Here is a 22697-nt window from a genome sequence, read left to right as displayed (position 1 = left end):
GAAGAAAACGAGAGTCGAAGCCTTAGATGTAGTCGTGCTCGGCGAGGCGTTCGACGGCCTCGCGGAGACGTTCTTCACTCGCCGCGTAGGAGATGCGGGCGTAGCCCGGCGCGTTGAAGGCGCTTCCGGGGACGGTCGCGACTTTCGCGTCCTGAATCGCACCCTCACACCACGCCTGGTCGTCGTCGTCGACGGGGAGCATCATGTAGAACGCGCCCTTCGGGACGGCGACGTCGACGTCGTGTTCTGCGAGGAGGTCCACGAGCATGTCGCGGCGACCTTCGAACGCGTCGCGCATCTCTTCGACGGTGTCGTCGGTGCGCTCGGAGAGCGCCTCGACGCCGGCGTGCTGGACGAAGTTGACGGCACACGAGACGGAGTGCGAGTGAAGCTTGCCTGCCTGTCCGACGAAGTCCTCGGGGGCGTGCAGGTAGCCGAGTCGCCAGCCGGTCATCGAGAACGCCTTCGAGAAGCCGTTGATGGTGATGGTGCGGTCTTCCATGCCGTCGAGGGAACCGAGCGAGGTGTGCTCGAATCCGTCGTAGGTGATGCGCTCGTAGATTTCGTCGGAGATGACCGCGAAGTCGTGTTCGACCGCGAGGTCACGGACGCCTTCGAGTGCGGCGTCGGAGAAGACGCCACCCGTCGGGTTCGACGGCGTGTTGACGACGAGGAGTTTCGTCTCGTCGGAGACGGTGTCTGCGAGTTCGTCGAGGGCGGGTTCGAGACGGAAGTCGTGTTGCGCGAGGTCGACGCGCTTCAGCGAGCCGTTTGCGAGTTTCACCATCGCCTCGTAGGAGACCCACGCGGGGTCCAGCAAGACGACTTCGTCGCCGTCGTCGATGAGGGTCTGGAACGTCTCGTAGAGTGCCTGCTTGCCGCCGGGCGTGACGATGACTTCGTCTGCCTCGGCCGAGACGCCGTTGCCGCGGAGTTTCTCCGCGATGGCTTCCTTGAGTTCCGGAATGCCGTTCGACGAGGTGTAGCCGGTGTGACCGGCGTCCATCGCGTCTTTGGCTGCCTGTACGATGTTTTCGGGCGTCGGGAAGTCGGGCGCGCCGACCGAGAGGTCGACCACGTCTTCACCCTGGGCTTCCAGTTCGCTCGCGAGGTTCGAGATGGCGAGCGTGGCGCTCGGTTCTACCCGGCCAACACGGTCGCTGAAGTCGAAGTTCATGCTAACGCCTCCACCATCTCGGTCGCGGCGTAAACCGCTTCCGCACCTTTGCTGACGCGTTCGCGCGCTTCGGCACCGCTCATCCCAGGGCCGGAGACGCCGAACGTGACGGGTTTGTCACGGTCCAGCGAGACGTCCGTGAGGGACTTCGCCGTCGCGTCGGCGATGACTCGGTCGTGAGCGGTGTCACCCGTGACGATCGCGCCGATGACGGCCACGGCGTCGATGTCGTCGCGGCGAGCGAGTCGGTCCGCGGCGAGGGGCGAGTCGTACGCGCCGGGGACGTGAATCGTCTCGGCCACCTCCGCGTCGCGCTCTGCGGCAGCGTCGTGTGCCGCTTCCTCCATCTGTTCGGTGACCGACGAGTTGAATCGGGCCACTACGAGTCCGAGAGAGACCATAGCCGACCCTTCCCGTCGCAGATAAAAGAACTACCGACACCACCCGAAAATGACCCTGTGGTCGGCCGCTCTGAACGGGCACCTCACCGTCGCGGGCGACTCGCAAGCACAACAGTTGTATTGTCGGGGTTTGGATGAATGCATATGAGTGCTGACAATGAGGCCGACGTTCTCCCCCGGTCTCGTGCCCTTCTCGCGGTTCTCGGCGTGGCCGTCGTCGCGCTCTTCACCCGCGTGGTTGCGCTTGGCGACCGCATCTCGCACTGGGACGAAGGCCGCGTCGCCTACTGGATTCTCCGCTACCACGAGACGGGGGAGTTCAGCTACCGGCCCATCATCCACGGACCATTTCTTCCCATCGTCAACGACTACCTCTTCGCGGTCTTCCCCGCAGGAGACTTCGCTGCTCGCCTCCCGGTCGCAATCGTCGGCGCAATCCTCCCGCTGTCGGCGTGGCTCTTTCGGGAGCACCTCCGCCGCGACGAGATAGTCGCACTGGCTATCTTCCTCGCGGTGAACCCGCTGTTGGTCTACTACTCGCGGTTCATGCGCAACGACGTGCTCGTCGCCGCGTTCTCGTTTATCGCACTCGGGTTCGTCGTCCGCGCGTACGACACCGGCAGACTCGCGTATCTGATTCCTGCTGGCGCGTCGTTCGCGACCGGTGCGGCGGCGAAAGAGAACTACGTCGTCTACCTGCTGTGTTTCGTCGGCGCCGCGTTCCTCGTCTTCGACCACCGACTCCTCGCACGAACCTCGACGGGTGACTCGACTCGCGCCATCTTCTTCACGGAGATTCCCGAGAGCATCGCTCGGCGACTCGAAACACGCGGGGCGGGAAGTCTCGGAAACGGAGCGCTGCGCTATGCTGCTGGCCTTCTCGGTGGAGTCGCCGCGTTCTTCGTCGTCTTCGTCTTCTTCTACGCCCCGCGTCCCGACCTCTGGAACGCTCTCGGTAACCCCGCCGCGCTTCCGGGCGTCGTCGAGGCAGGGTCGGTGGGTGCAGTGAACGAGATGGTGGACAGTTGGCTCGGTGGCGGCCACCAGTCACACGAGTACCTCCCGTACCTCAAGGACTTCCTCGAAACGTTCGTCTACGGCGCTCCCGTGCTCATCGTCTTCGCACTCGTCGGCATCGTGGTAGACCGCTACGGCGTCGTCGCGGGTCGAATTCGATGGCTCGTCGCCTTCGCGACGTACTGGGGTGTCGTGAGCATCTTCGGCTACCCGCTGGCGACGGACATCCAAGCGCCGTGGGTCGTCGTCCACGCCGTGGTTCCACTCGCGATTCCCGCCGCCGTCGGTGCCGCGTTCGTCTTCCGCTCTGGATACGAGGCGTTCGACGCCCGCGATACGGTCGGAATGGGTCTCGCGGCACTCGTCCTACTCGCATCTGTCGGTGGTGTCGCCGCCGCAAACGTCGATTACTGGAACGCCTCGACAGACGAAGACAAAGAGATTCTCCAGTGGGCACAACCCGAAAACGACCTGAAAGACACGCTCGCCGACGTCGAACGCGTCGCCGCGACCAACGACGGTGACGACGTACTGCTCTACGGGACGCACCCACCGGGCGGTGACGAGGTTCACTTCTACGTGGAAAACGAGTCGAATCCACTCGGTGGGCCGTCGTGGCACAGTCGTCTGCCACTCCCGTGGTACTTCGAGGCGGGCGACGTGCAACACACGAGTAGCCCACCGGACGCCGGTGTCGAGAACGTGACGGCAGACGCACCACCGGTCGTCGTCGCCTACGAGTGGGACCGCGACGAACTCGAGTCGGAACTCGACGGCTACGTCGTCAGACAACACGCCTTCAAACTCTGGAACGAGGACATCGTCGTCTTCATCGACGAAGACGCCCTCGAAGCGGCGAACCAGACGCAGGGCTGACGACGCAGACGCAGGGCTGACGACGCGGACGACGATTTTTCGAGGACGTGACGACGCTCGTCGGCGAGCAACTGCGCTCGCCACTGGCGGAGTCCCTCGTCAAAATACTCACGAACGTGTTCATTTGGGCGTCAAATGTGGCAACATTTATGCACCGACGTACTGAATCGCCGACCGTGACCGTCACCGTACCCGGACCCACGCTTGGCGTCGTCGGCGGGGGCCAACTCGGGCGTATGCTCGCCGAGGCCGCCGCTCCGCTCGGCGTCGACATCGTCGTTCTCGACCCGACTCCTGATTGCCCCGCGTCGGCGGTCGCCGACCAAATCGTCGGAGACTTCACCGACCCAGCTGCGATGGCGGAACTCGCCGCGCGGTCCGACGCGCTGACGTTCGAGATAGAACTCGCGGACCCAGACCTCCTCGACGAACTCGCCGCCGAAGAAGGAATCGAGGTCCACCCCTCACCCGACGCGCTTCGAACCATCGAAGACAAACTCGTCCAGAAGCGCACCTTCGGTGAGGCAGACATCCCGATTCCGCCGTTCCACCGCGTCGACGACGCCGCGGACTTACGCGCCGCACTCGACGAGTTCGGGTCTGTCATGCTGAAGGCCCGAACCGGTGGCTACGACGGCCGTGGGAACGTCCCCGTCACCGACCCCGAGGACGCAGAAGACGCCATCGACGCAGTCGGCGGTCCGGCGATGGCCGAGGCGTTCGTCGACTTCGAGCGCGAACTCTCCGTCATCGGCGTTCGTGGCGACGGCCAGATTCGAACCTTCCCCGTCGGAGAGAACGTCCACGAGGAGGAGATTCTCCGTGAGACCATCGTCCCCGCACGGACGACGGACGAGGTGACCGAAGAGGCAGACCGAGTCGCCCGCGAGGTGCTCTCACACCTCCCCGGACGCGGCGTCTTCGGCATCGAACTGTTCGAGACGGCAGCCGGCGACGTCCTCGTCAACGAAGTCGCCCCTCGCCCGCACAACTCGGGCCACTGGACCATCGAAGGTGCAGTCTGCTCGCAGTTCGAACAGCACGTCCGCGCCGTCCTCGGGTGGCCACTCGGTTCGACCGACCGACGCGCGCCCACCGTGAGCGCGAACATCCTCGGAACCGTCGACGAGTCGCAACCTGCTCGGCTCGCAGGGCTCGAAGCACCGCTCTCCGAGTCGGGTGTCTCGCTCCACTGGTACGGCAAAGACGAGGTGCGACCGCTGCGAAAGATGGGTCACCTCACTGCCATCGGTACTGACGACGAAGCCGTCGAAGAACTATTAGACCGCGCGCGTACGCTCCGAGACGGACTCTACTTCGACTGACTGCTCACCTCCGACCGAACCATCCCGAACTGACCACCCCTTCGAACACCACACCTCCGAACACCACACCTCATCATCAATGACGACCGAACAGGACCTCATCGACGAACTTCACGCACAGGCCGACGCAGACCGTGACCCCGCGACGACGCCCGACGTGGGCATCATCATGGGGTCGGACTCCGACCTCGACGTGATGTCCGGCGCGCACGAGGCGCTCGACACGCTCGGGTTCGGTGAACAGACGGATTTCGACGACGCACCCGACGAGCGGTTCACCTACGAGACGTACGTCGTCTCCGCACACCGGACGCCGGACCTGATGTACGCCTACGGTGAGACGGCGAGAGCGCGCGGCGTCGAAGTTATCATCGCGGGCGCGGGCGGGAAGTCTGCCGACCTCCCGAACATGACCGCGTCCATCGCGTATCCGCTCCCCGTCGTCGGCGTCCCCGTCCAGGAGAAGTCCGTCGACTCGGTCATCGGGATGCCGACGGGAGCGCCCATCGTCGCCGTCGACGCCGGCAAGTCGTTCAACGCGGCACTGTCGGCGGTCCAGATGCTCGCGCGCGGCTATCCGGAACTCGAAGACAGACTCGTCGAGTATCACGAAGAACTCGTCGCCGACGTGGCCGAAACGTCCGCCGCGCTCCACGACCTCGGTATCGCGGGCTTCCGCGAATCTTCCCGGTAACATATCCCCCAATTTTGAGGGTCGCTGGCGGGGCGCGTCGGACGCGATTTCGGCCGAAACGTCCCCGGAGCGCTCCTCCGGGCGTCTATGAGCGTATTTTCCTTTTAGAAGCCTTCTCGCGCCCGAAACACACAAATCAATGTTTATAGGGGAGCGCTTCTAACCGCCGCACGTCAGGGAGACACCGCATGAGTGATTGGATTGCAATCGGTGCGATGGGCGTCGTCGCTGTCGGCTTACCATTAGTCATGATGGCGATGTCGGCGATGCTTCGCCCAAGCGTACCGGAACAAGGAAAGAGTGCCACCTACGAGAGTGGTGAGGTGCCGACCGGCACGGCACGCGTCCAGTTTAACATACAGTACTACATGGTCGCGTTGCTGTTCGTCGTGTTCGACATCGAGACTGTCCTGATTTTCCCATGGACAGTCATCTACCGCTCCGCTCTCGAACAAGGCGCGTCTCTGGCGACGATTCTGACACCGATGCTCGTTTTCATCGGTGTGCTCGTCGTCGGACTCGTCTGGGCGTGGCGCAACGGCGCCGTCAAGTGGGTCAAAAGCCCGCAGGCGAACCGTCGTAAGACAGAGAGACAAGACGCATGAGTAGCGAACAAAAACCATTCGTCACGGACGATACACAGGTACAGACCGAGACCCGCGACGCCCGCATGGCCGGCGCGGACGACCGGTTCAACTCGAAACTTCGGGAGGCGTTCGGTTCGTCGCCGTTCATCCTCACGAAGTTCGACAAGTTCATGAATTGGGTTCGTGGGTCCTCGATGTTTATGCTGCAGTTCGGTATCGCTTGCTGCAGTATCGAGATGATGCACACGTACGCGATCAAGCACGACCTGGACCGCTTCGCGGCCGGTGTGCCGCGTGCGTCGCCACGACAGGCCGACGTCATCATCGTGCCGGGGACCATCGTTTCGAAGTTCGCCCCGCGCATGAAGCGTGTGTACGACCAGATGCCCGAACCGAAGTTCGTCGTCGGCATGGGTTCGTGTACCATCTCGGGCGGCCCGTTCCAGGAGAGTTACAACGTCGTCAAGGGCGCAGAAGAGGTCATCCCGGTGGACATCCACATCCCCGGTTGCCCGCCGCGCCCGGAAGCACTCGTCTACGGTATCGCGAAGCTCCAAGAGCGTATCGCGAACGGCGAGTCGAGCCCCGTCACGGTCAAGCCCTACGAACTCGAACAGTTTGGCGACCTCGAGCGCGACGAAATCGTCGACAAACTCGCAGAGCAAATCGACGAAGACGACCTCGTCATGCGGTACAACTGGGCTGATTCACCATGAGCGTGGAAGAACAGGAACCGCAAGAAGACGCAGTGCAAGAGCGCTCCCGTGGCGACGAACTCGCCGACCTGCTCGGTGACCTCGTCATCAGCCGCGAAGAACACCTCAACGCACCGGGCTTCGTCATCCGACCCGACCAGGTCCAAGAGACGCTGTTCAAACTTCGCGACGAGGCTGGATTCGACCACCTCTCGTGTGTCACCGCACAGGAGTACGAGGACCGCTACGAGTCCATCTACCACCTGACGAAGTACGACGAGCGCACCGACGAAGTGAGCATCGTCGTCCCGACGTCGAAGGACGACCCGGTCAGCCAGACTGCAGAACCCGTGTTCCGCACGGCCGACTGGCACGAGCGTGAAGCGTACGACCTCGTCGGAATTCGGTACGAGGACCACCCGGACCTTCGCCGCATCCTCCTCCCGGAAACGTGGCAGGGTCACCCACTGGGACTCGACTACGACCAGGACCGTCCGCAGATTGCGACGCTCACCGAGCACGCCAACCCCCTCGCACAGGACAGTCGCGGTGACGAGGGCAACACGATGTTCATCAACATCGGCCCACACCACCCGGCGACCCACGGTGTGCTGCACGTCGAGACGGTCGTCGACGGCGAACAGGTCGTCGACCTCGACCCCGACATCGGCTACCTCCACCGCAGTGAAGAGCAGATGTGCCAGATGGGGACGTACCGTCACCAGATTATGCCGTACCCCGACCGCTGGGACTACATCTCGGCTGGACTCCTCAACGAGTGGGCCTACGCCCGCACCGCAGAGGACCTCGCGGACATCGAGGTCCCGGAGTACGCACAGATAATCCGGACGATGGGTGCCGAACTCTGCCGTATCGCGTCGCACATGATCGCGCTCGGCACGTTCGCACTCGACGTCTACGGCGACTTCACGGCAATCTTCATGTACGCCATGCGGGACCGTGAAATCGTCCAGAACATCCTCGAAGACCTCACCGGTCAGCGGATGATGTTCAACTACTTCCGTCTCGGTGGCGTCGTCTGGGACCTCCCAGAACCCCGCGAGGAGTTCTTCGAGAAGATTCGTGACTTCATCGACGACCTGCCGGAGGCGCTCGAGGAGTACCACGACATGATCACCTCGAACGAGATTCTCCAGGCCCGTACGGTCGGGACTGGTGTCCTCCCACCGGAAGTCGCCAAGAGCTACGGTGCGACCGGACCGGTCGCCCGTGGGTCTGGCATCGACTACGACCTTCGCCGCGACGACCCCTACGGCTACTACGACAAACTCGACTGGGACGTCGTCGTCGAAGACGGCTGTGACAACTTCTCGCGCCTGCTCGTGCGTATGCGCGAAGTCGAGGAGTCGGCCAAGATTATCCAGCAGTGTGTCGACCTGCTCGAAGACTGGCCAGAAGACGAGCGGAACATCCAGGCGAACGTTCCGCGCACCCTCAAACCCGACGAGGACACGGAAATCTACCGCGCCGTCGAAGGCGCGAAGGGCGAACTCGGCATCTACATCCGCGCCGACGGCACGGACAAGCCGGCCCGATTCAAGATTCGCAGTCCGTGTTTCTCCAACCTCCAGACACTCCCCGAGATGTCCGAAGGCGAATACATCCCGGACATGATCGCATCGCTCGGTAGCCTCGACATCGTTCTCGGCGAGGTGGACCGTTGATGAGTCTGCAAGTTACGCTTCCGGACACCATCAGCGGCCTCCTCGGCCTCGAAGGCGTCCTCGGCGACGTCGTCGGTGGGCTGATTGGCGCGTTCATCATCGCCAACATCATGCTCATCACGACGGCAATCGCCGGCCCGTGGGCGAAACGGAAGATTACGGCCGCGTTCGGTGACCGTATCGCGGTCAACCGTATCGGGCCGTTCGGGTTGCTCGTCATCATTCCGGACGCTGTCCGTCTGATGTCGAAGGAACTCATCGTTCCCGAAGGCGTCGACCGTCCCGCGTGGGACATCGCACCGATGATCATTCCGTTTTCTGCGCTGCTTGGGTTCGCTGTCATCCCGATGGGGAACGGTATCCAACTCGCAGACCCCGAAACTGGCCTCGCGTTCGCCTTCGCGGCGGCGTCGATTGCCTCGCTCGGTCTCGTCATGTCTGGCTACGCGTCGAACAACAAGTTCTCGCTCATCGGTGCGCTTCGCGCCGTCGCAGCGAACATCGCCTACGAGATTCCGCTCGTCATCACCGCGGCCTCGGTCGTCATCTTCGCCGGGTCGCTTCGCATGAGCGAAATCGTCGCCGTGCAGGCAGAACCGCTGCTCACGGTCGCGGGCGTGTCGATTCCGACCTGGTTCGCGTTCGTCAACCCGTTCGCGTTCGCGCTGTTCATCATCGCGAACCTCGCGGAGATTGGACGCAACCCGTTCGACATCCCCGAAGCGCCGACCGAAATCGTCGCCGGGTATCAGACGGAGTACTCCTCTATCTACTTCGTCCTCATCTACCTCGGTGAGTTCATCCACATCTTCCTCGGTGGCGCTATCGCGGCGACGCTGTTCCTCGGCGGCCCCGCAGGGCCGGTCCTGCCTGGGTTCGTCTGGTTCACCATCAAAATCTGGGCGTTCTTCCTGTTCACCCAGTGGGCGCGCTCTGCAGTGCCGCGCCTTCGCGTCGACCAGTTCCTCGAAATCGGTTGGAAGGGCATGCTCGTCTTGTCCTTCGCCAACCTGGTTCTCACGGCCATCATCGTGGGGGTGATTGCATGATTGGAATTCTGAAGGGTATGGCAGTGACGCTGAAGCACGCACTCGACGGGCAGACCTTCACGGTCGAGTACCCCGAGGAAGCGCCCGAAGTGAGTCCGCGCTTCCGCGGTGTCCACAAGTTCAGCCAAGAGCGCTGTATCTGGTGCCGCCAGTGTGAGAACGTCTGTCCGAACGACACGATTCAGATCGTTCAAGACGACAAGCGCAACGGCGAACAGTACAACCTGCACATCGGCCAGTGTATCTACTGCCGACTGTGTGAGGAGGTCTGTCCCGTCGACGCGATTCTGCTCACGCAGAACTTCGAGTTCACGGCCGACACCAAGAACGACTTCGTCTACAACAAAGAACAGCTCAAGAACGTCCCGTGGTACAAGGATATCGACCCGCTCAACTCTCGCAACCCCGACCGCAACGCGTGGGTCGGCGAGGGCGAAGGAGAGGTCGACTATCAGTAACATGACCGCGAGTGAATCGTTCGAGTACCGTCAGCGTGCGCCCGTTACGGGGCACTGAGGACGTTCTCGAAATGTTCAAAGGGATATCTCAAGGAGACACACACAATGGTTTATGAAACCATCGCGTTCGCGCTGTTCGCCCTCATCACCGTGGGCTGCAGCCTGGGCGTCGTCCTCGTGCGGGACATCTGGCATTCCGCACTCCTGCTCGGGGGCGCGCTCTTGAGCGTCGCGGTGCATTACGTGATGTTGCAGGCGGAGTTCCTCGCCGCCATGCAGATCCTCGTCTACGTCGGCGGGGTGCTGATTCTCATTACGTTCGCCGTGATGCTGACGCGTATCAACCCGGAGGTGAGTAGTACATGACCACGAAACCACAGTTGAAGCTCGGTTCGCATCTCGTACCCGGACTCGCTGCCGTCGCGCTGTTCGTCGTGATGGCAGTCGTGTTCCTCGGTGCGTCGTTCCCGAACCCACAAGGGTTCGCGGAGGGAGCTAATCTGACCGCGAGCATCGGATACACGATGTTCAACCTCGACTTCGGCAGCGTCCCAGGCGAAAGCATGCTGGTCGCGTTCGAAATCATCGACCTCGTGCTCGTCGCCGCACTCGCTGGCGCAGTCCTCCTCGCACGCCGCGAGGGAGAAAGCGGTCAGATGCGCACCATCCTGACCGACGGCGGTCGGGAACTCAAGCGCACGCTGTTCGACGATGAGGAGGGTGACCACTGATGGTACCCGCACAGTACTACCTCATCCTGTCTGCCGCGGTGTTCTGCATCGGCCTCTTCGGCCTGCTCACCCGGCGGAACGCGCTGTTGTTCCTGATGTCGGTCGAACTGATGCTCAACGCCGCGAACATCAACCTCGTCGCGTTCTCCTACTACTGGGGCAACGTGACGGGCCAGACGTTCGGCCTCTTCACGATGGCGCTCGCCGCCGCCGAGGTCGCGGTGGGTATCGGTATCATCCTCGTACTGTACCGCAACTTCGACGACGTCGACGTCACGAAGGCAACGACGATGAGGTGGTAAATTTATGGCAGGCATACTCGAATTCGCTCCGGCCATTGTCCTCCTCCCGTTCCTCTCGTTCCTGATCGCACTCGGGGCGGGGCGGTACATGCCGAAGGGAGGTGCCCTGGCGGGCATCGGCGCGACTGCAGGCTCGTTCCTGCTCGCAGTCGCGACGTTCGTCGCCGTCAGTGGCGGACAGACGTACAATCAGACGATCTACACGTGGGCAGAAGGGTTAGACGCGGTCGACCTCACGTTCGGCCTCCTCATCGACCCGCTTTCGGCGATGATGCTGGTCATCGTGACGCTCATCGCGTTCCTCGTCCACGTCTTCAGTCTCGGCTACATGAACGACGACGGTCAGACTGGCCTCCCGCGCTACTACGCCGGGCTCGGCCTCTTTACCGCCTCCATGCTCGGGTTCGTCGTCGCAGACAACCTGCTCATGGCGTTCATGTTCTTCGAGCTCGTGGGGCTGTGTTCCTACCTGCTCATCGGCTTCTGGTTCCGCCAGGACGGCCCGCCGAGCGCGGCGAAGAAGGCATTCTTGGTCACTCGCTTCGGTGACTACTTCTTCCTCATCGGTGTCGTCGCGGTGTTCGCGACGTTCGGCTCGGCGGCCTTCGCTGGCCCCGACGCCTTCCCGGTGCTCGCAGAAGAAGCGCTCGCCGGCGAACACTCGGTCAACACGTTCCTCGGCATGGGCGAACAGGCGTGGTTCACCGTCGTCGGCCTCCTCGTTCTCGGAGGCGTCGTCGGCAAGTCCGCGCAGTTCCCCCTGCACACGTGGCTTCCGGACGCGATGGAAGGTCCGACCCCGGTCTCCGCACTCATCCACGCAGCGACGATGGTCGCGGCCGGTGTCTACCTCGTCGCCCGGATGTACGGCTTCTACGCGCTGACCCCGACGACGCTCGCCATCATCGCCCTCATCGGGGGCTTCACCGCCCTCTTCGCGGCGACGATGGGTGTCGTCAAGAAAGAGATCAAGCAGGTCCTCGCGTACTCGACTATCAGCCAGTACGGCTACATGATGCTCGGCCTCGGTGCCGGTGGCTACGTCGCCGCGACGTTCCACCTCATGACGCACGCCTTCTTCAAGGCGCTTCTCTTCCTCGGTGCCGGTTCGGTCATCATCGCGATGCACCACAACGAGAACATGTGGGACATGGGTGGTCTCAAAGAGAAGATGCCCGTGACCTACTACGCGTTCCTCTCTGGGTCGCTCGCGCTCGCGGGTATCGTCCCGTTCGCCGGCTTCTGGTCGAAAGACGAGGTGCTGTACGAGACGCTCATCCACGGCCTCGGTGGCAGTCCGATTCTGCTGGCTGCCTACGCGATGGGCCTGCTTGCCGTCTTCTTCACCGGCTTCTACACCTTCCGCATGGTGTTCCTCACCTTCCACGGTGAGCCCCGGTCCGAGACGGCGCGGAACCCCCACGGCGTCCGCTGGAACGTGAAGGCTCCGCTCGCCGTCCTCGGCGTTCTCGCCGCGACGGCTGGTCTCGTCAACATGGTCCCTGTCGAGAAACTCTTCGGCATCAAGGGAATCGACTTCCTGCACCAGTTCCTCGACGGGAGCTTCGACTCGCTGAACGCCCACCACTACGCCGAACTCATCCCGTACAGTTCGGGTTACATCGGCGGTGAGGCGGGCACGGTCGCCATCGGTGCGGCCGTCTCGCTCGGTCTCGCACTCGCTGGTGCCGGTCTCGCGTACGTGCTGTACAACGTCCCCGAACCCGTCGAGCACACGGAGAAACTCGGGAGCATCAAGACCGTACTGTACAACAACTACTACCAAGACGAGTACCAGGTCTGGATCGCGACTGGCGTCGTCCAGCCCATCTCGCGCGTACTCGATAAGTTCGACCAAGGCGTCGTCGACGGCGTCGTCAACGGCGTCTCCAGCGTCAGTCTGTTCCTCGGTTCGCGCATGAGGCGTATCCAGAGTGGTGTGGTGAGCAACTACGCCGCGCTCCTCACCCTCGGATTGACGGCGCTACTTCTCGGCCTCGGTCTCATCGGAGGTTGGTTCGCATGATAATCGAAGCGCTCATCGCAGTCACGTTCCTCGCCGCGCTGGTCACGTTCGTCCTGCCGGACCGTATCGCCGGCAAGGCGGCCTTCGCGCTGAGTCTGGTTCCCGTTCTCGGGAGCCTCGTTATGTGGCAACAGTACGACGCGAGCGGGAACGCCCTCTTGGGTGGGAACATCGCGTTCGAGACAGACGTCGTCTGGCTGCAACTCGGCCAGTACGACCTCCACTGGATGGTCGGTGTCGACGGCATCAGCCTCCCGCTGGTCGTCCTGACGACCATCCTCACCACGCTCGCTATCCTGAGCTCGTGGACCCCTATCTCGGAACGTGAGTCGCAGTTCTACGGACTCATGCTCCTGATGGAGGCGAACCTCCTCGGCGTCTTCACGGCGCTCGACTTCTTCGTCTGGTTCGTCTTCTGGGAGGCCGTCCTCGTCCCGATGTACTTCCTCATCGGTGTCTGGGGCGGCCCACGCCGCAAGTACGCGGCGATCAAGTTCTTCGTCTACACGAACATCGCGTCGCTCGTGATGTTCATCGGGTTCATCTCGCTCGTGTTCGGACTGGGAGACTCCATCTCCTCGCTCCGACTGCCCGAGATTGCCCAGGCGTTGCAGGCTGGCCAACTCAGCGGCTTCGCCGGTCTCTCGGCGAGTGCACTGGCGTCGGTCGCGTTCATCGCGATGTTCCTCGGCTTTGCGGTCAAGGTCCCGGTCGTCCCGTTCCACACGTGGCTGCCGGACGCTCACGTCGAAGCCCCCACGCCGGCGTCGGTCATGCTGGCCGGGGTGCTCCTGAAGATGGGTACGTACGCCCTGCTCCGGTTCAACTTCACGATGCTGCCGGAGACGGCGCGTAGCTTCGCGCTGCCCATCGCCCTGATTGCCGTCGCGAGCGTCATCTACGGCGCACTGCTCGCGCTGGCACAACAGGACCTCAAGCGCATCGTCGCGTACTCCTCCGTGTCGTCGATGGGGTACGTCATCCTCGGTCTCATCGCCTACACCACCTACGGTGTCGGCGGTGCGACCTTCCAGATGGTCGCCCACGGCCTCATCTCCGGTCTGATGTTCATGGCCGTCGGTGTCATCTACAACACGACGCACACGCGCATGGTCACGGACATGTCCGGGATGGCGGACAAGATGCCCGTTACGGCGGGCATCTTCGTCGCCGGTGCGTTCGGCTACATGGGCCTCCCGCTCATGGCCGGATTCGCCGCCGAGTTCTTCATCTTCAAGGGCTCGTTCGAGTCCACCGTGATGGCGGCCATGCCGCTTTTCACCGGTGCAGCCATGTTCGGTATCGTCATCGTGGCGGGCTACCTGCTGTTCGCGATGCAGCGGACGCTGTTCGGCCCATTCGAGTTCGATGGCGACTACGAAATCACAGAAGCACCGTTCCACGACGTGGCACCGCTCGCGGTGCTGCTGCTTCTGACCATCGTGCTCGGTGTCCAGCCTGACATCTTCTTCACTATGATTCAGGAAGCAGTTAATCCGATTCTCGAACTGGGAGGTGCGTTCTAATGACGCCACTGCAGACACTCCCTGACTGGACGGCGACGGCACCCGCCATCGTACTCGCGTTGACGGGCCTGCTCTTGTTGGTCATCGACACCATCGACCCGGACACGTCGAACAACGGTCTGCTCGCCGGCACGGCGACGCTCGGTTCGCTCGCCGCTGGTGGTATCGCTGGCTGGTTCCTCATCGCAGGAACCGGCATGGAGAAGACTGGCGGTGCGATTTCGCTCTACGGCGACGCACTCGTCGTCGACGGGATGAGCCTGTTCTTCACGCTCATCTTCACGAGCGTCGCCGCGATGGTCTCTGTCGCGTCGTTCGACTACCTCGCAGACCGCCGCTACCAGGGTGAGTTCTACTCGCTCGTCATCTTCGCCGCGACGGGGATGACGCTCATGTCGATGTCGAACTCGCTGGCGACGGTGTTCGTCAGCCTCGAACTCGCCTCGCTGCCATCGTACGCGCTCGTCGCGTTCCTCAAGAAGAACCGCGGCAGCGTCGAGGCGGGGCTGAAGTACTTCCTCATCGGTGCAGTGTCGTCGGCGGTGTTCGCGTTCGGTATCAGCCTCGTGTACGCCGTCACCGGGTCGCTCGTCCTCCCGGACGTCGCGGCTAACCTCACCGGTGCCGACGGACTCGTCGGTGTCCTCGGACTCGGCGTGCTGATGATCGCCGGTGGGTTCGCCTTCAAGACCGCGTCCGTCCCGTTCCACTTCTGGGCGCCGGAGGCGTACGAAGGCGCACCCGCACCCGTGAGTGCGTTCCTCTCGTCGGCGTCGAAGGCGGCCGGGTTCGCCGTCGCCTTCCGCGTCTTCACCGTCGCGTTCCCCCTCGACACCATCACCGCGCTCGGTGGTGGCAGCGTGGACTGGTCGATTCTGTTCGCGGTGCTCGCCGTCGTCACGATGACGCTCGGTAACTTCGCAGCAGCGACCCAAGAGAACGTCAAGCGCATGCTCGCGTACTCCTCTATCGGACACGCTGGCTACGCGCTCATCGGCCTCGCGGCCATCACCGTCGACGGTGGTGCCGCGAACGGTGACGTTCTCGGCGCGAGTATGGCTCACCTCCTCGTCTACGGCTTCATGAACACGGGGGCGTTCCTGTTCATCGCCATGGCCGAGAAGTGGGGCATCGGCCGAACCTTCGAAGACTACAACGGCCTCGCGACGAAGGTGCCCATCGCTGCGACGGCGATGACCATCTTCATGTTCTCGCTGGCAGGGCTGCCACCGTTCGGTGGCTTCGTCTCGAAGTACGCCCTGTTCTACTCGGCCATCGAGTCCGGCTTCTGGTGGCTCGCCGCCGTCGGTGCGGTCAACAGCGCGCTGTCGCTGTTCTACTACAGCCGCGTCGTCAAGGCGATGTGGATAGAAGAGCCGTCGAAGCCGCTCGAAATCGGCAGTCAGCCGGTTGGGCTGTACGTCGCGGTCATCTTCGCCGCTGTCGGGACGGTGCTTCTCCTCCCCGGCTTCCAACCCGTCATCGAGACGGCACAGACCGTCGCCGCGGCGCTCTTCTGAGCGTCTCGACGGCCTGAAAACTCGGTTTCTTTTATTCGCGCAGTAAGTCAGAGAGCGCCGATACGAGTTCCTCGGACCGTCGGAGCGTCAGGCCGTCCGTCGTGACGAAGACGCCTCTGTCTGCGACTGTGACGCGAGTCAAGTAGCCGTGCTCGAAGGCTCTGACCGTGTAGCGATAGTTGCCGAGTTCAGACCCACGGTAGGCAGTTCGCGCCTGAAACCCGTCGGTTTCGTGTTCGACGAACCCCGTCAGGTCGGCGTCTGCTTCGAGGTCAGCCCGAAGGTAGAGTTGCTCACAGCGGTCGTGCGTGAAGTACGTGACACTCCTGAGGTCGTCACCGGCCACCGTTCGGCAGGTTCGGACGAGCGACTCGGCACGAGAGTCAGAGACGAGTTGCGATTCGAGTTCCATCGTATTGTGTGGCATGTCACGACATAACATAATATCATCGGCGAACTGGATGACGGTAGGGTTTTGCGGCCTGAAACCCACCGTGCTACTATGGTACGTCGCCTGGTTCTCGGGTGCGCCTCGGTTGGGGGGTCACTCGTCGAGACGCTCGCCGACAGACCTGGGTCTGTCCTCGTCGTCACCGACCGCAAGGGCCGAGCCGACGACTTTCGCGCCGATGGCGTCGTCGCGACCGAAGGCGACCCGAACGACCCGGTGAACTACCCTGAGCACGCCGACGTCGTCATCGTCGCGGGCGACGACTCGACCAAGAACCGCGACGTAGCGGTGACCGCACACGAACAGTTCCCCGACGCGACGCTCGTCGTCTACCTCGGCGACGACCCGAGTGAGTCGGTTCGAGCGGACGTCGAACGCATCGCCGACGAAGTTATCGACCCGCAACGAATCGTCGCAGACCACGTCTACGACGCCGTGGGGTCGCCGCAGAGCGGACGACTCTACCGATTGATGCGAGTGCTTCGGAACCTCGACGGGCCACTCGCAGTGGTGATGCACGACAACCCCGACCCAGACGCCATCGCGTCCGGGTTGGCGTTGCAGACCATCGCGAGACGAGCGAACGTCGAATCGGACGTCTGTTACTTCGGGGATATCTCACACCAGGAGAACCGGGCGTTAGTGAATCTCCTCAACCTCGACCTCCGTGTCCTCACGGAACCGCCGGGGCCAGACGAGTACGCCGGATACGCACTCGTCGACCACTCTCGACCGGGCGTCAACGACCGACTCCCCGCCGACACGAAAATCGACATCGTCGTGGACCATCACCCACCGAGAGCGCCGATAGAAGCGACGTACGTCGACCTCAGGAGCGGCGTCGGTGCGACGAGCACGCTCCTCACGGAGTATCTCGAGCGACTCGGTATCGTCCCCGACAAGCAGGTTGCGACCGCGCTTCTGTTCGGCATTCAGGTGGACACGAACGACTTCGTACGTGAGGTGTCCACTTCGGATTTCGAAGCGGCGGCGTATCTGTTCCCCCACGTCGACGTCGACCTGTTACAGCGTATCGAGACGCCGAGTATGGCCCCCGAGACGATGGAGACGCTCGCTCGCGGAATCGCCAATCGTGACGTTCGTGGCGACATCCTCACGTCGAACGTGGGTGACATTCGCGACCGAGACGCACTGGCGCAGGCGGCCGACCACCTCCTCGGGATGGACGGCATCGACGTCACTGTCGTCTACGGATTGATGGACGGGACGGTGTACGTCTCCGGACGGTCACAGGGTGGTCGTCTCGACCTCGGTGAGATGTTCCGGGACGCACTCGGCCCCATCGGGAGCGCTGGCGGCCACGCAGACATGGCCGGCGCGCAGATTCCGCTCGGTATCTTAGACGACGTCGGCGACGACTCTCGGGAGTCGCTGGCGACGATCGTCACGGACATCGTCGCCGGGCGAATCTTAGAGACGATAGAGACGCCACCGTCGACACCGCGGTTGGATTCGGACGTCACCTTCGAGTACCCACTCGACAACTAACCTCCACCACGTTTTTGCCGTCGGTAACCCTACCTCGGAGGGATGAGTACCAAAGCGACCGTCAAAGAGTACATGACTCGAGAGGTTCAGACAGTCGCACCGAGCGATACGGTCGCTGACGTGGCCCGCCGTATCGCAGAGAGCGACGGACACAACGGCTTTCCGGTCTGTGACGGTCGCAAGGTCGAAGGCTTCGTCACCGCCCGCGACATCCTCCTCTCGAACGACGACGACCCCATCGACACGGTGATGGCGACGGACCTCGTGGTCGCTCACCCCGAGATGGACGTCAACGACGCCGCACGCGTCATCCTCCGGTCGGGCATCCAGAAACTCCCGGTCGTCGACGACGCGGGCAACCTCGTCGGTATCATCTCGAACACGGACGTGATTCGCAGTCAAATCGAGCGCGCGACGCCCGAGAAGGTCGGCAAACTCATGCGGACGCTCGAACAGATTCACGGCATCACCGTCCACCAAGAGCGACGGACCGTCTCGATTCGGTCGCTCATTCCGACGCAAGCGAGAGTGTACGCCGACGAACTCGAGGGCCGAAAGTACGAACTCGAACGCGGCCTCGCAGAACCGCTCGTCGTCATCGACAACAACGGGACGCTCTTGTTGGCCGACGGCCACCACCGCGCGCTCGCCGCCGACCGAATCGACATCACGGAGATGGACGCCTACGTCATCGTCATCGACGACCCAGTGGAACTCGGGATGCAGCGAACCGCAGAGAACGAAGGGCTCCGCTCTATCGACGACATCGACATCGTCGATTACGCTCGCCACCCCCTCGTCGAGACCACACGGCGCTTACAATGAGGTCGCCCGCCGCATCGAATGCGGCACGAGAGACGATTCGGACGACTCGACCCGAGACGAATCACACCGACCACGACGAGACAGTGCGCTCGGACCACACGGACGGAGAGCGGTCGAACCACACGGACGGAGAGCGGTCGAACCACACGGACGGAGAGCGTTCGGACCACGCTGGCCGACCAGAGACTCGTGAGCCACCCGTCATCGAAGTCTCGAATCTGACGAAGCGCTACGACGAGGTGGTCGCCGTCGACGACGTCTCGTTTTCGGTCGAACAGGGGACGATTCTCGGCGTCCTCGGCCCGAACGGTGCGGGCAAGACGACGTTGTTGAAAGCGATGCTCGGACTGCTCGTCCCGACCGAGGGCACAGTTCGCGTCTGTGGTATCGACGTCCACGACGACCCCGAACGGGCCTACAGACGCGTCGGTGCGACCCTCGAAGGCGCGCGAAACGTCTACTGGCGACTGACGGTCCGGGAGAACCTCGCGTTCTTCGGCGGCCTCGCAGGTGAGAGCGCTCGCGACCCCGCAGTCAAGGCCCGACACGACACACTCCTCGACCAACTGGACCTCCTCGACAGGGGCGACGACGTGGTAAACGAACTCTCTCGCGGCATGAAACAGAAAGTCGCCCTCGCGTGCGCTCTCGCTCGCGACGTCGACGTCGCGTTTCTCGACGAACCGACGCTCGGCCTCGACGTGGAGAGTTCGGTCGACCTCAGGCGAGAACTCCGCCGACTGGCCGACGAACGCGGCCTCACCGTCGTCCTCACGAGTCACGACATGAGCGTCGTCGAAGACCTGTGTGACCGGGTTCTCGTCGTCAACCAGGGCCAGGTCGTCGCCGACGACGGTGTGACCTCGCTCGTCGAACTCTTCCGGACGAGTGCCGTTCGAATCGTGGTCGATGGACGGCTTTCGGCGACGACCGAACAGGCGATTCGCGCCGACTACACCGTCGAATCGTGGGAGACTGACGGCGACCGGACGCGCGCCCTCGTCGCGCTCGAAGAAGCGAACGACCTGCCCGCGTTGTCGGCACGGTTCGTCGAAGGTGGTGGGCGTCTCGTCTCGGTCAACACCGTCGAACCGGACCTCACAGAGGCGTTCTTACAGTTGACTGGGAGCGAGTCCACGACTCGAGGGACGCGATGAGTTCGAACGCGACGACGAAGGAGACGGCCCGCGAGATGCTGATACTCCTCGGCGCAGTGGCGCGAAAGCAGTACATCCTGCTTCGTCGGTACCCCGTCAACACCGTCGGTGGACTGCTCGCAATCTACGTCTTCTTCGCGCTCATCTTCTTCGGCGGGCGCGCGGTCGCAGGCCCGGCGTTCGACGACTCGCTGGACTCGCTCATCGTCGGCTACTTCCTCGTGACGATGGCCTTCTCGGCGTATCAGGACCTCGCGGGAAACGTGATGACCGAAGCCCAGTGGGGGACGCTCGAACAACTCTACATGGCACCGGTCGGGTTCGGCCGCGTCATGGCCGCGAAGACGGTCGTAAACGTGGCGTTTAGCTTCCTCTGGGGCGGTGCGACGCTCGTGTTGATGCTCGTGACGACTGGCCGCACGCTCTCTGTCGACCTCTTGACCGTCGTTCCAGTCGGCGTCTTCGCACTCGCGTCGGTCGTCGGTGTCGGGTTCGTGATGGCGGGACTCGCGTTGCTCTACAAACGCGTCAACAGTATCTTCGGATTACTCCAGTTCGGGTTTATCGGCCTCGCAGCGGCCCCCGTCGAGGCGGCCCCGGTACTCAAACTGCTTCCGCTGGCGCAGGGGAGTTTCATGTTACAACGAGCGATGACCGGCGGTGTGCGACTCTGGGAGTTCCCCCTCAGGGAGGTCGGCATTCTCGTCGCCGTCGGGATGGGGTACGTCGTCGTCGGCTACTTCGTGTTTCGTCTCCTCACTCGTCGCGCTCGCCAGCGCGGCGTTCTCGGTCACTACTGAGTGAACGTGGGTGTGGCGTTACGCCTCGTCTACGTCGTACTTGTCTTTCCACGCGTCGAGCGTCTCGCGGGCGGTTTCTTCGTCGTCGAACCGTCGACTCTCGTACGCCGTCCCTTCCGACGACTGATAGAGGCGGTCGAATCTGACGTGCCACGCGTTCGGACCCCGACGAAGGCGAAGCGTCGCGTGACCGTCGGTCCGTTCCCACTCGACGATACGGTCGTCACGACGGACTTCTGTCCAGCTCATACGTACTCGAGACGCGCTGGACCGAAGTGCTTACCCATCCAAAACGGTCGGGAAGCTCGTCATTTCGACGTAGACTGGCATCGTTTCGACGCCGCACGATGGACACACTGCGTATCCGAGACGGTCGTATGGAACCTCAGGGGAGGGCTTTTCCAACCCGCAGTTCCCACACTCGAAATACGATACCCATTCGAAGGCCATACTGACACTCACGGTTGTCAGTGTATTAATTAATCACAGGTTACTATAAGTCAGGTTTTCCAGACCGATGCGATTTTCCTTCGACTCTCCCAGATACTGACCATGACAGTCGAAAACCCCCGCCGGGCACTCGGGGTGGTCTTCCTCATCGTCTTCGTGGACCTCTTGGGATTCGGCATCCTCATCCCCGTGATTCCGCTCTATGCCCTCTCGTTCGGCGCGACGGAGTTCGTCGGGAGTCTGCTCATCGCGTCGTACTCTGCGATGCAGTTCCTCGCCGCGCCACTCTTGGGCCGACTCTCAGACGCTCGTGGACGGCGTCCAGTGCTCCTGCTCTCGCTCACGGGGAGCGTCATCGCGTGGTCGCTGTTCGGCATCGCAGGGTCGCTCGCCGTCCTGTTCGCCGCGCGCATGCTCGCAGGGGCGATGGGTGGGAACATCGCAACTGCACAGGCGTACATCGCAGACATCACGCCTCCTGAGGACCGCGCGAAAGGGCTTGGGTTGCTCGGGGCCGCGTTCGGACTCGGGTTCGTCTTCGGTCCGGCACTCGGTGGATTCTTCGCCAGTGGTCCTGTTCTCGCCGTCGCACGCGACGTTCTCCCGGCGTTCGTTCCAGTCTCCGAGTTCTCACTCCCGAGTTTTGCCGCCGCAGTCATCACTGGCCTCAACCTCGTCGTCGCCTTCTTCGTCCTCCCCGAGTCGCGGCCACCGGAAGAACGCACTGCGACTGCTGACCGGGAGTCTCGCCTCGAACAACTCGTGACTGCGCTCCGAACGCACGGACTCGGTGCGCTCGTCGTCTCGTTTTTCCTCGCGTCTTTCGCCTTCTCGGCGCTGGAGAGTCAGTTTATCTTCCTCACGAACGACCAGTACGGCTACGGTGCGACGGAGAACGCAATCATCCTCACCTACGTCGGTCTGGTTCTCGCCTTCGTCCAAGGCGGCCTCGTCGGCCCGCTGACCGACCGGTTCGGTGAGTACCGGTTGGCAGTCGGTGGTGTGGCGATTCAGGTCGTCATGCTCGCTGCAGTGCCGTTCTCACCAGTGTTCGGGTCGTACATCCCCAGTTTCGGCGCACTCCTCCCGGTCGGTCCCGTTCTTCCACCTGGCGTACTCGCACTCTTGGTCGTGATGACGCCGCTGTCGTTCGGAAACGCCCTCACGAACGTCTCGTTGAACACACTCGTCTCACGGTCTGCGACCGACGACGAACAAGGCGGTGCCTTCGGACTGACCCAGAGTGCCGGGAGTCTCGCACGGACGTTCGGTCCGGCGCTCGCTGGCGGTCTCTACACGGCAATCGCGTTCTGGGTCCCGTTCGTCGTCGGTGGGGTGCTGATGATTCCGATTCTCCTCCTCTTGGGCACGGTAGACCGAGAGGTAATCGCGGCGACGACTGCGTAAAAATCTGTGTTCGCTGGTGAGCAGCGGGT

The 22697-nt window shown here is 62.9% G+C and carries 23 protein-coding genes; 19 read left to right on the top strand and 4 right to left on the bottom strand.

From position 1 onward, the window contains the following. Positions 1-22: 22 nt before the first annotated feature. On the bottom strand, positions 23-1177 hold the full coding sequence (locus tag GJR99_RS04430) for a pyridoxal phosphate-dependent aminotransferase (RefSeq protein WP_151109666.1): 1155 nt from the start codon (positions 1175-1177) through the stop codon (positions 23-25). After that, positions 1174-1578 carry a 6,7-dimethyl-8-ribityllumazine synthase gene (ribH, locus tag GJR99_RS04425; RefSeq protein WP_151109664.1) on the bottom strand — a complete coding sequence of 135 codons (405 nt, stop codon included), beginning with the start codon at positions 1576-1578 and terminating at the stop codon, positions 1174-1176. The genes GJR99_RS04430 and ribH overlap by 4 nt, the downstream gene beginning before the upstream one ends. Positions 1579-1722: 144 nt before the next feature. Here ribH and GJR99_RS04420 point away from each other — a divergent pair, with 144 nt between their 5' ends. The 14 genes from GJR99_RS04420 (at position 1723) to GJR99_RS04355 (ending at position 16069) form a co-directional block, all read left to right on the top strand. Continuing rightward, positions 1723-3471 (top strand): flippase activity-associated protein Agl23, encoded by a 1749-nt coding sequence (locus GJR99_RS04420; protein ID WP_151109662.1) that lies wholly within the window; start codon positions 1723-1725, stop codon positions 3469-3471. A 176-nt stretch (positions 3472-3647) separates the two neighbouring features. Further along, positions 3648-4796: a 5-(carboxyamino)imidazole ribonucleotide synthase gene (locus GJR99_RS04415; RefSeq protein WP_151109660.1), complete on the top strand. Its 1149-nt coding sequence runs from the start codon at positions 3648-3650 to the stop codon at positions 4794-4796. Positions 4797-4875: 79 nt separating this feature from the next. Then, on the top strand, positions 4876-5490 hold the full coding sequence (purE, locus tag GJR99_RS04410; protein WP_151109658.1) for a 5-(carboxyamino)imidazole ribonucleotide mutase: 615 nt from the start codon (positions 4876-4878) through the stop codon (positions 5488-5490). Between the two features lie 188 nt (positions 5491-5678). Next, positions 5679-6095, top strand: coding sequence for an NADH-quinone oxidoreductase subunit A (locus tag GJR99_RS04405; RefSeq protein WP_151109656.1), 417 nt, complete (start codon positions 5679-5681; stop codon positions 6093-6095). Next, positions 6092-6793, top strand: a complete 702-nt coding sequence (locus GJR99_RS04400; RefSeq protein WP_151109654.1) for an NADH-quinone oxidoreductase subunit B — start codon at positions 6092-6094, stop codon at positions 6791-6793. Before GJR99_RS04405 ends, GJR99_RS04400 begins: the two co-directional genes overlap by 4 nt. Further along, the gene (locus GJR99_RS04395) at positions 6790-8457 is read left to right on the top strand and encodes an NADH-quinone oxidoreductase subunit D (protein WP_151109652.1); all 1668 of its coding nucleotides are present in this window, start codon (positions 6790-6792) and stop codon (positions 8455-8457) included. Before GJR99_RS04400 ends, GJR99_RS04395 begins: the two co-directional genes overlap by 4 nt. Next, positions 8457-9506 (top strand): complex I subunit 1/NuoH family protein, encoded by a 1050-nt coding sequence (locus GJR99_RS04390; protein WP_151109650.1) that lies wholly within the window; start codon positions 8457-8459, stop codon positions 9504-9506. The genes GJR99_RS04395 and GJR99_RS04390 overlap by 1 nt, the downstream gene beginning before the upstream one ends. Continuing rightward, the gene (locus GJR99_RS04385; RefSeq protein WP_151109648.1) at positions 9503-9964 is read left to right on the top strand and encodes a NuoI/complex I 23 kDa subunit family protein; all 462 of its coding nucleotides are present in this window, start codon (positions 9503-9505) and stop codon (positions 9962-9964) included. The genes GJR99_RS04390 and GJR99_RS04385 overlap by 4 nt, the downstream gene beginning before the upstream one ends. Positions 9965-10069: 105 nt before the next feature. Next, positions 10070-10330, top strand: coding sequence for an NADH-quinone oxidoreductase subunit J (locus GJR99_RS04380; protein ID WP_058573143.1), 261 nt, complete (start codon positions 10070-10072; stop codon positions 10328-10330). Next, positions 10327-10695, top strand: coding sequence for a proton-conducting membrane transporter (locus GJR99_RS04375; RefSeq protein ID WP_151109646.1), 369 nt, complete (start codon positions 10327-10329; stop codon positions 10693-10695). Before GJR99_RS04380 ends, GJR99_RS04375 begins: the two co-directional genes overlap by 4 nt. Further along, a complete protein-coding gene (nuoK, locus tag GJR99_RS04370; protein WP_151109644.1) occupies positions 10695-10997 on the top strand; it encodes an NADH-quinone oxidoreductase subunit NuoK in 303 nt (100 codons plus the stop codon). Before GJR99_RS04375 ends, nuoK begins: the two co-directional genes overlap by 1 nt. A 4-nt stretch (positions 10998-11001) precedes the next feature. Next, positions 11002-13023 carry an NADH-quinone oxidoreductase subunit L gene (gene nuoL, locus GJR99_RS04365; protein WP_151109642.1) on the top strand — a complete coding sequence of 674 codons (2022 nt, stop codon included), beginning with the start codon at positions 11002-11004 and terminating at the stop codon, positions 13021-13023. Beyond that, entirely contained in the window at positions 13020-14549 is a 1530-nt protein-coding gene (locus GJR99_RS04360) for a complex I subunit 4 family protein (protein WP_151109640.1), read from the top strand. Before nuoL ends, GJR99_RS04360 begins: the two co-directional genes overlap by 4 nt. Next, positions 14549-16069, top strand: coding sequence for an NADH-quinone oxidoreductase subunit N (locus GJR99_RS04355; RefSeq protein ID WP_151109638.1), 1521 nt, complete (start codon positions 14549-14551; stop codon positions 16067-16069). The genes GJR99_RS04360 and GJR99_RS04355 overlap by 1 nt, the downstream gene beginning before the upstream one ends. A gap of 31 nt (positions 16070-16100) precedes the next feature. Here the strand turns inward: GJR99_RS04355 and GJR99_RS04350 are convergent, their stop codons facing one another. Further along, positions 16101-16481, bottom strand: a complete 381-nt coding sequence (locus GJR99_RS04350) for a DUF7522 family protein (protein ID WP_151109636.1) — start codon at positions 16479-16481, stop codon at positions 16101-16103. Between the two features lie 90 nt (positions 16482-16571). Here GJR99_RS04350 and GJR99_RS04345 point away from each other — a divergent pair, with 90 nt between their 5' ends. Genes GJR99_RS04345 through GJR99_RS04330 form a run of 4 tightly spaced genes read left to right on the top strand, consistent with a single transcriptional unit; the run spans position 16572 to position 20811 of the window. After that, complete coding sequence (locus GJR99_RS04345; protein WP_151109634.1) at positions 16572-18029, top strand: DHHA1 domain-containing protein; 1458 nt, start codon at positions 16572-16574, stop codon at positions 18027-18029. A 42-nt stretch (positions 18030-18071) separates the two neighbouring features. Then, complete coding sequence (locus GJR99_RS04340) at positions 18072-18854, top strand: CBS domain-containing protein (protein ID WP_151109632.1); 783 nt, start codon at positions 18072-18074, stop codon at positions 18852-18854. After that, positions 18851-20011: an ABC transporter ATP-binding protein gene (locus GJR99_RS04335; RefSeq protein ID WP_151109630.1), complete on the top strand. Its 1161-nt coding sequence runs from the start codon at positions 18851-18853 to the stop codon at positions 20009-20011. Before GJR99_RS04340 ends, GJR99_RS04335 begins: the two co-directional genes overlap by 4 nt. Continuing rightward, positions 20008-20811 carry an ABC transporter permease gene (locus tag GJR99_RS04330; RefSeq protein WP_225317596.1) on the top strand — a complete coding sequence of 268 codons (804 nt, stop codon included), beginning with the start codon at positions 20008-20010 and terminating at the stop codon, positions 20809-20811. The genes GJR99_RS04335 and GJR99_RS04330 overlap by 4 nt, the downstream gene beginning before the upstream one ends. 18 nt (positions 20812-20829) lie before the next feature. Here the strand turns inward: GJR99_RS04330 and GJR99_RS04325 are convergent, their stop codons facing one another. Continuing rightward, the gene (locus tag GJR99_RS04325) at positions 20830-21060 is read right to left on the bottom strand and encodes a DUF7543 family protein (protein ID WP_151109628.1); all 231 of its coding nucleotides are present in this window, start codon (positions 21058-21060) and stop codon (positions 20830-20832) included. Positions 21061-21363: 303 nt separating this feature from the next. Between GJR99_RS04325 and GJR99_RS04320 the strand changes: the two genes are divergently transcribed. Then, a complete protein-coding gene (locus GJR99_RS04320) occupies positions 21364-22668 on the top strand; it encodes an MFS transporter (RefSeq protein ID WP_151109627.1) in 1305 nt (434 codons plus the stop codon). Positions 22669-22697 lie beyond the last annotated feature (29 nt).

Source organism: Haloferax marinum, from assembly GCF_009674625.1.
Lineage (GTDB): Archaea > Halobacteriota > Halobacteria > Halobacteriales > Haloferacaceae > Haloferax > Haloferax marinum.
Note: the sequence above shows the minus strand (reverse complement) of the source record. Positions and strands in the feature narration are given on the sequence as shown.

Coding starts and splice junctions, on each gene's coding strand:
- GJR99_RS04430 (WP_151109666.1), bottom strand. CDS start 1,177: ATGAACTTCGACTTCAGCGACCGTGTTGGCCGGGTAGAACCGAGCGCC.
- ribH (WP_151109664.1), bottom strand. CDS start 1,578: ATGGTCTCTCTCGGACTCGTAGTGGCCCGATTCAACTCGTCGGTCACC.
- GJR99_RS04420 (WP_151109662.1), top strand. CDS start 1,723: ATGAGTGCTGACAATGAGGCCGACGTTCTCCCCCGGTCTCGTGCCCTT.
- purE (WP_151109658.1), top strand. CDS start 4,876: ATGACGACCGAACAGGACCTCATCGACGAACTTCACGCACAGGCCGAC.
- GJR99_RS04405 (WP_151109656.1), top strand. CDS start 5,679: ATGAGTGATTGGATTGCAATCGGTGCGATGGGCGTCGTCGCTGTCGGC.
- GJR99_RS04400 (WP_151109654.1), top strand. CDS start 6,092: ATGAGTAGCGAACAAAAACCATTCGTCACGGACGATACACAGGTACAG.
- GJR99_RS04395 (WP_151109652.1), top strand. CDS start 6,790: ATGAGCGTGGAAGAACAGGAACCGCAAGAAGACGCAGTGCAAGAGCGC.
- GJR99_RS04390 (WP_151109650.1), top strand. CDS start 8,457: ATGAGTCTGCAAGTTACGCTTCCGGACACCATCAGCGGCCTCCTCGGC.
- GJR99_RS04385 (WP_151109648.1), top strand. CDS start 9,503: ATGATTGGAATTCTGAAGGGTATGGCAGTGACGCTGAAGCACGCACTC.
- GJR99_RS04380 (WP_058573143.1), top strand. CDS start 10,070: ATGGTTTATGAAACCATCGCGTTCGCGCTGTTCGCCCTCATCACCGTG.
- GJR99_RS04375 (WP_151109646.1), top strand. CDS start 10,327: ATGACCACGAAACCACAGTTGAAGCTCGGTTCGCATCTCGTACCCGGA.
- nuoK (WP_151109644.1), top strand. CDS start 10,695: ATGGTACCCGCACAGTACTACCTCATCCTGTCTGCCGCGGTGTTCTGC.
- nuoL (WP_151109642.1), top strand. CDS start 11,002: ATGGCAGGCATACTCGAATTCGCTCCGGCCATTGTCCTCCTCCCGTTC.
- GJR99_RS04360 (WP_151109640.1), top strand. CDS start 13,020: ATGATAATCGAAGCGCTCATCGCAGTCACGTTCCTCGCCGCGCTGGTC.
- GJR99_RS04355 (WP_151109638.1), top strand. CDS start 14,549: ATGACGCCACTGCAGACACTCCCTGACTGGACGGCGACGGCACCCGCC.
- GJR99_RS04350 (WP_151109636.1), bottom strand. CDS start 16,481: ATGGAACTCGAATCGCAACTCGTCTCTGACTCTCGTGCCGAGTCGCTC.
- GJR99_RS04345 (WP_151109634.1), top strand. CDS start 16,572: ATGGTACGTCGCCTGGTTCTCGGGTGCGCCTCGGTTGGGGGGTCACTC.
- GJR99_RS04340 (WP_151109632.1), top strand. CDS start 18,072: ATGAGTACCAAAGCGACCGTCAAAGAGTACATGACTCGAGAGGTTCAG.
- GJR99_RS04335 (WP_151109630.1), top strand. CDS start 18,851: ATGAGGTCGCCCGCCGCATCGAATGCGGCACGAGAGACGATTCGGACG.
- GJR99_RS04330 (WP_225317596.1), top strand. CDS start 20,008: ATGAGTTCGAACGCGACGACGAAGGAGACGGCCCGCGAGATGCTGATA.
- GJR99_RS04325 (WP_151109628.1), bottom strand. CDS start 21,060: ATGAGCTGGACAGAAGTCCGTCGTGACGACCGTATCGTCGAGTGGGAA.
- GJR99_RS04320 (WP_151109627.1), top strand. CDS start 21,364: ATGACAGTCGAAAACCCCCGCCGGGCACTCGGGGTGGTCTTCCTCATC.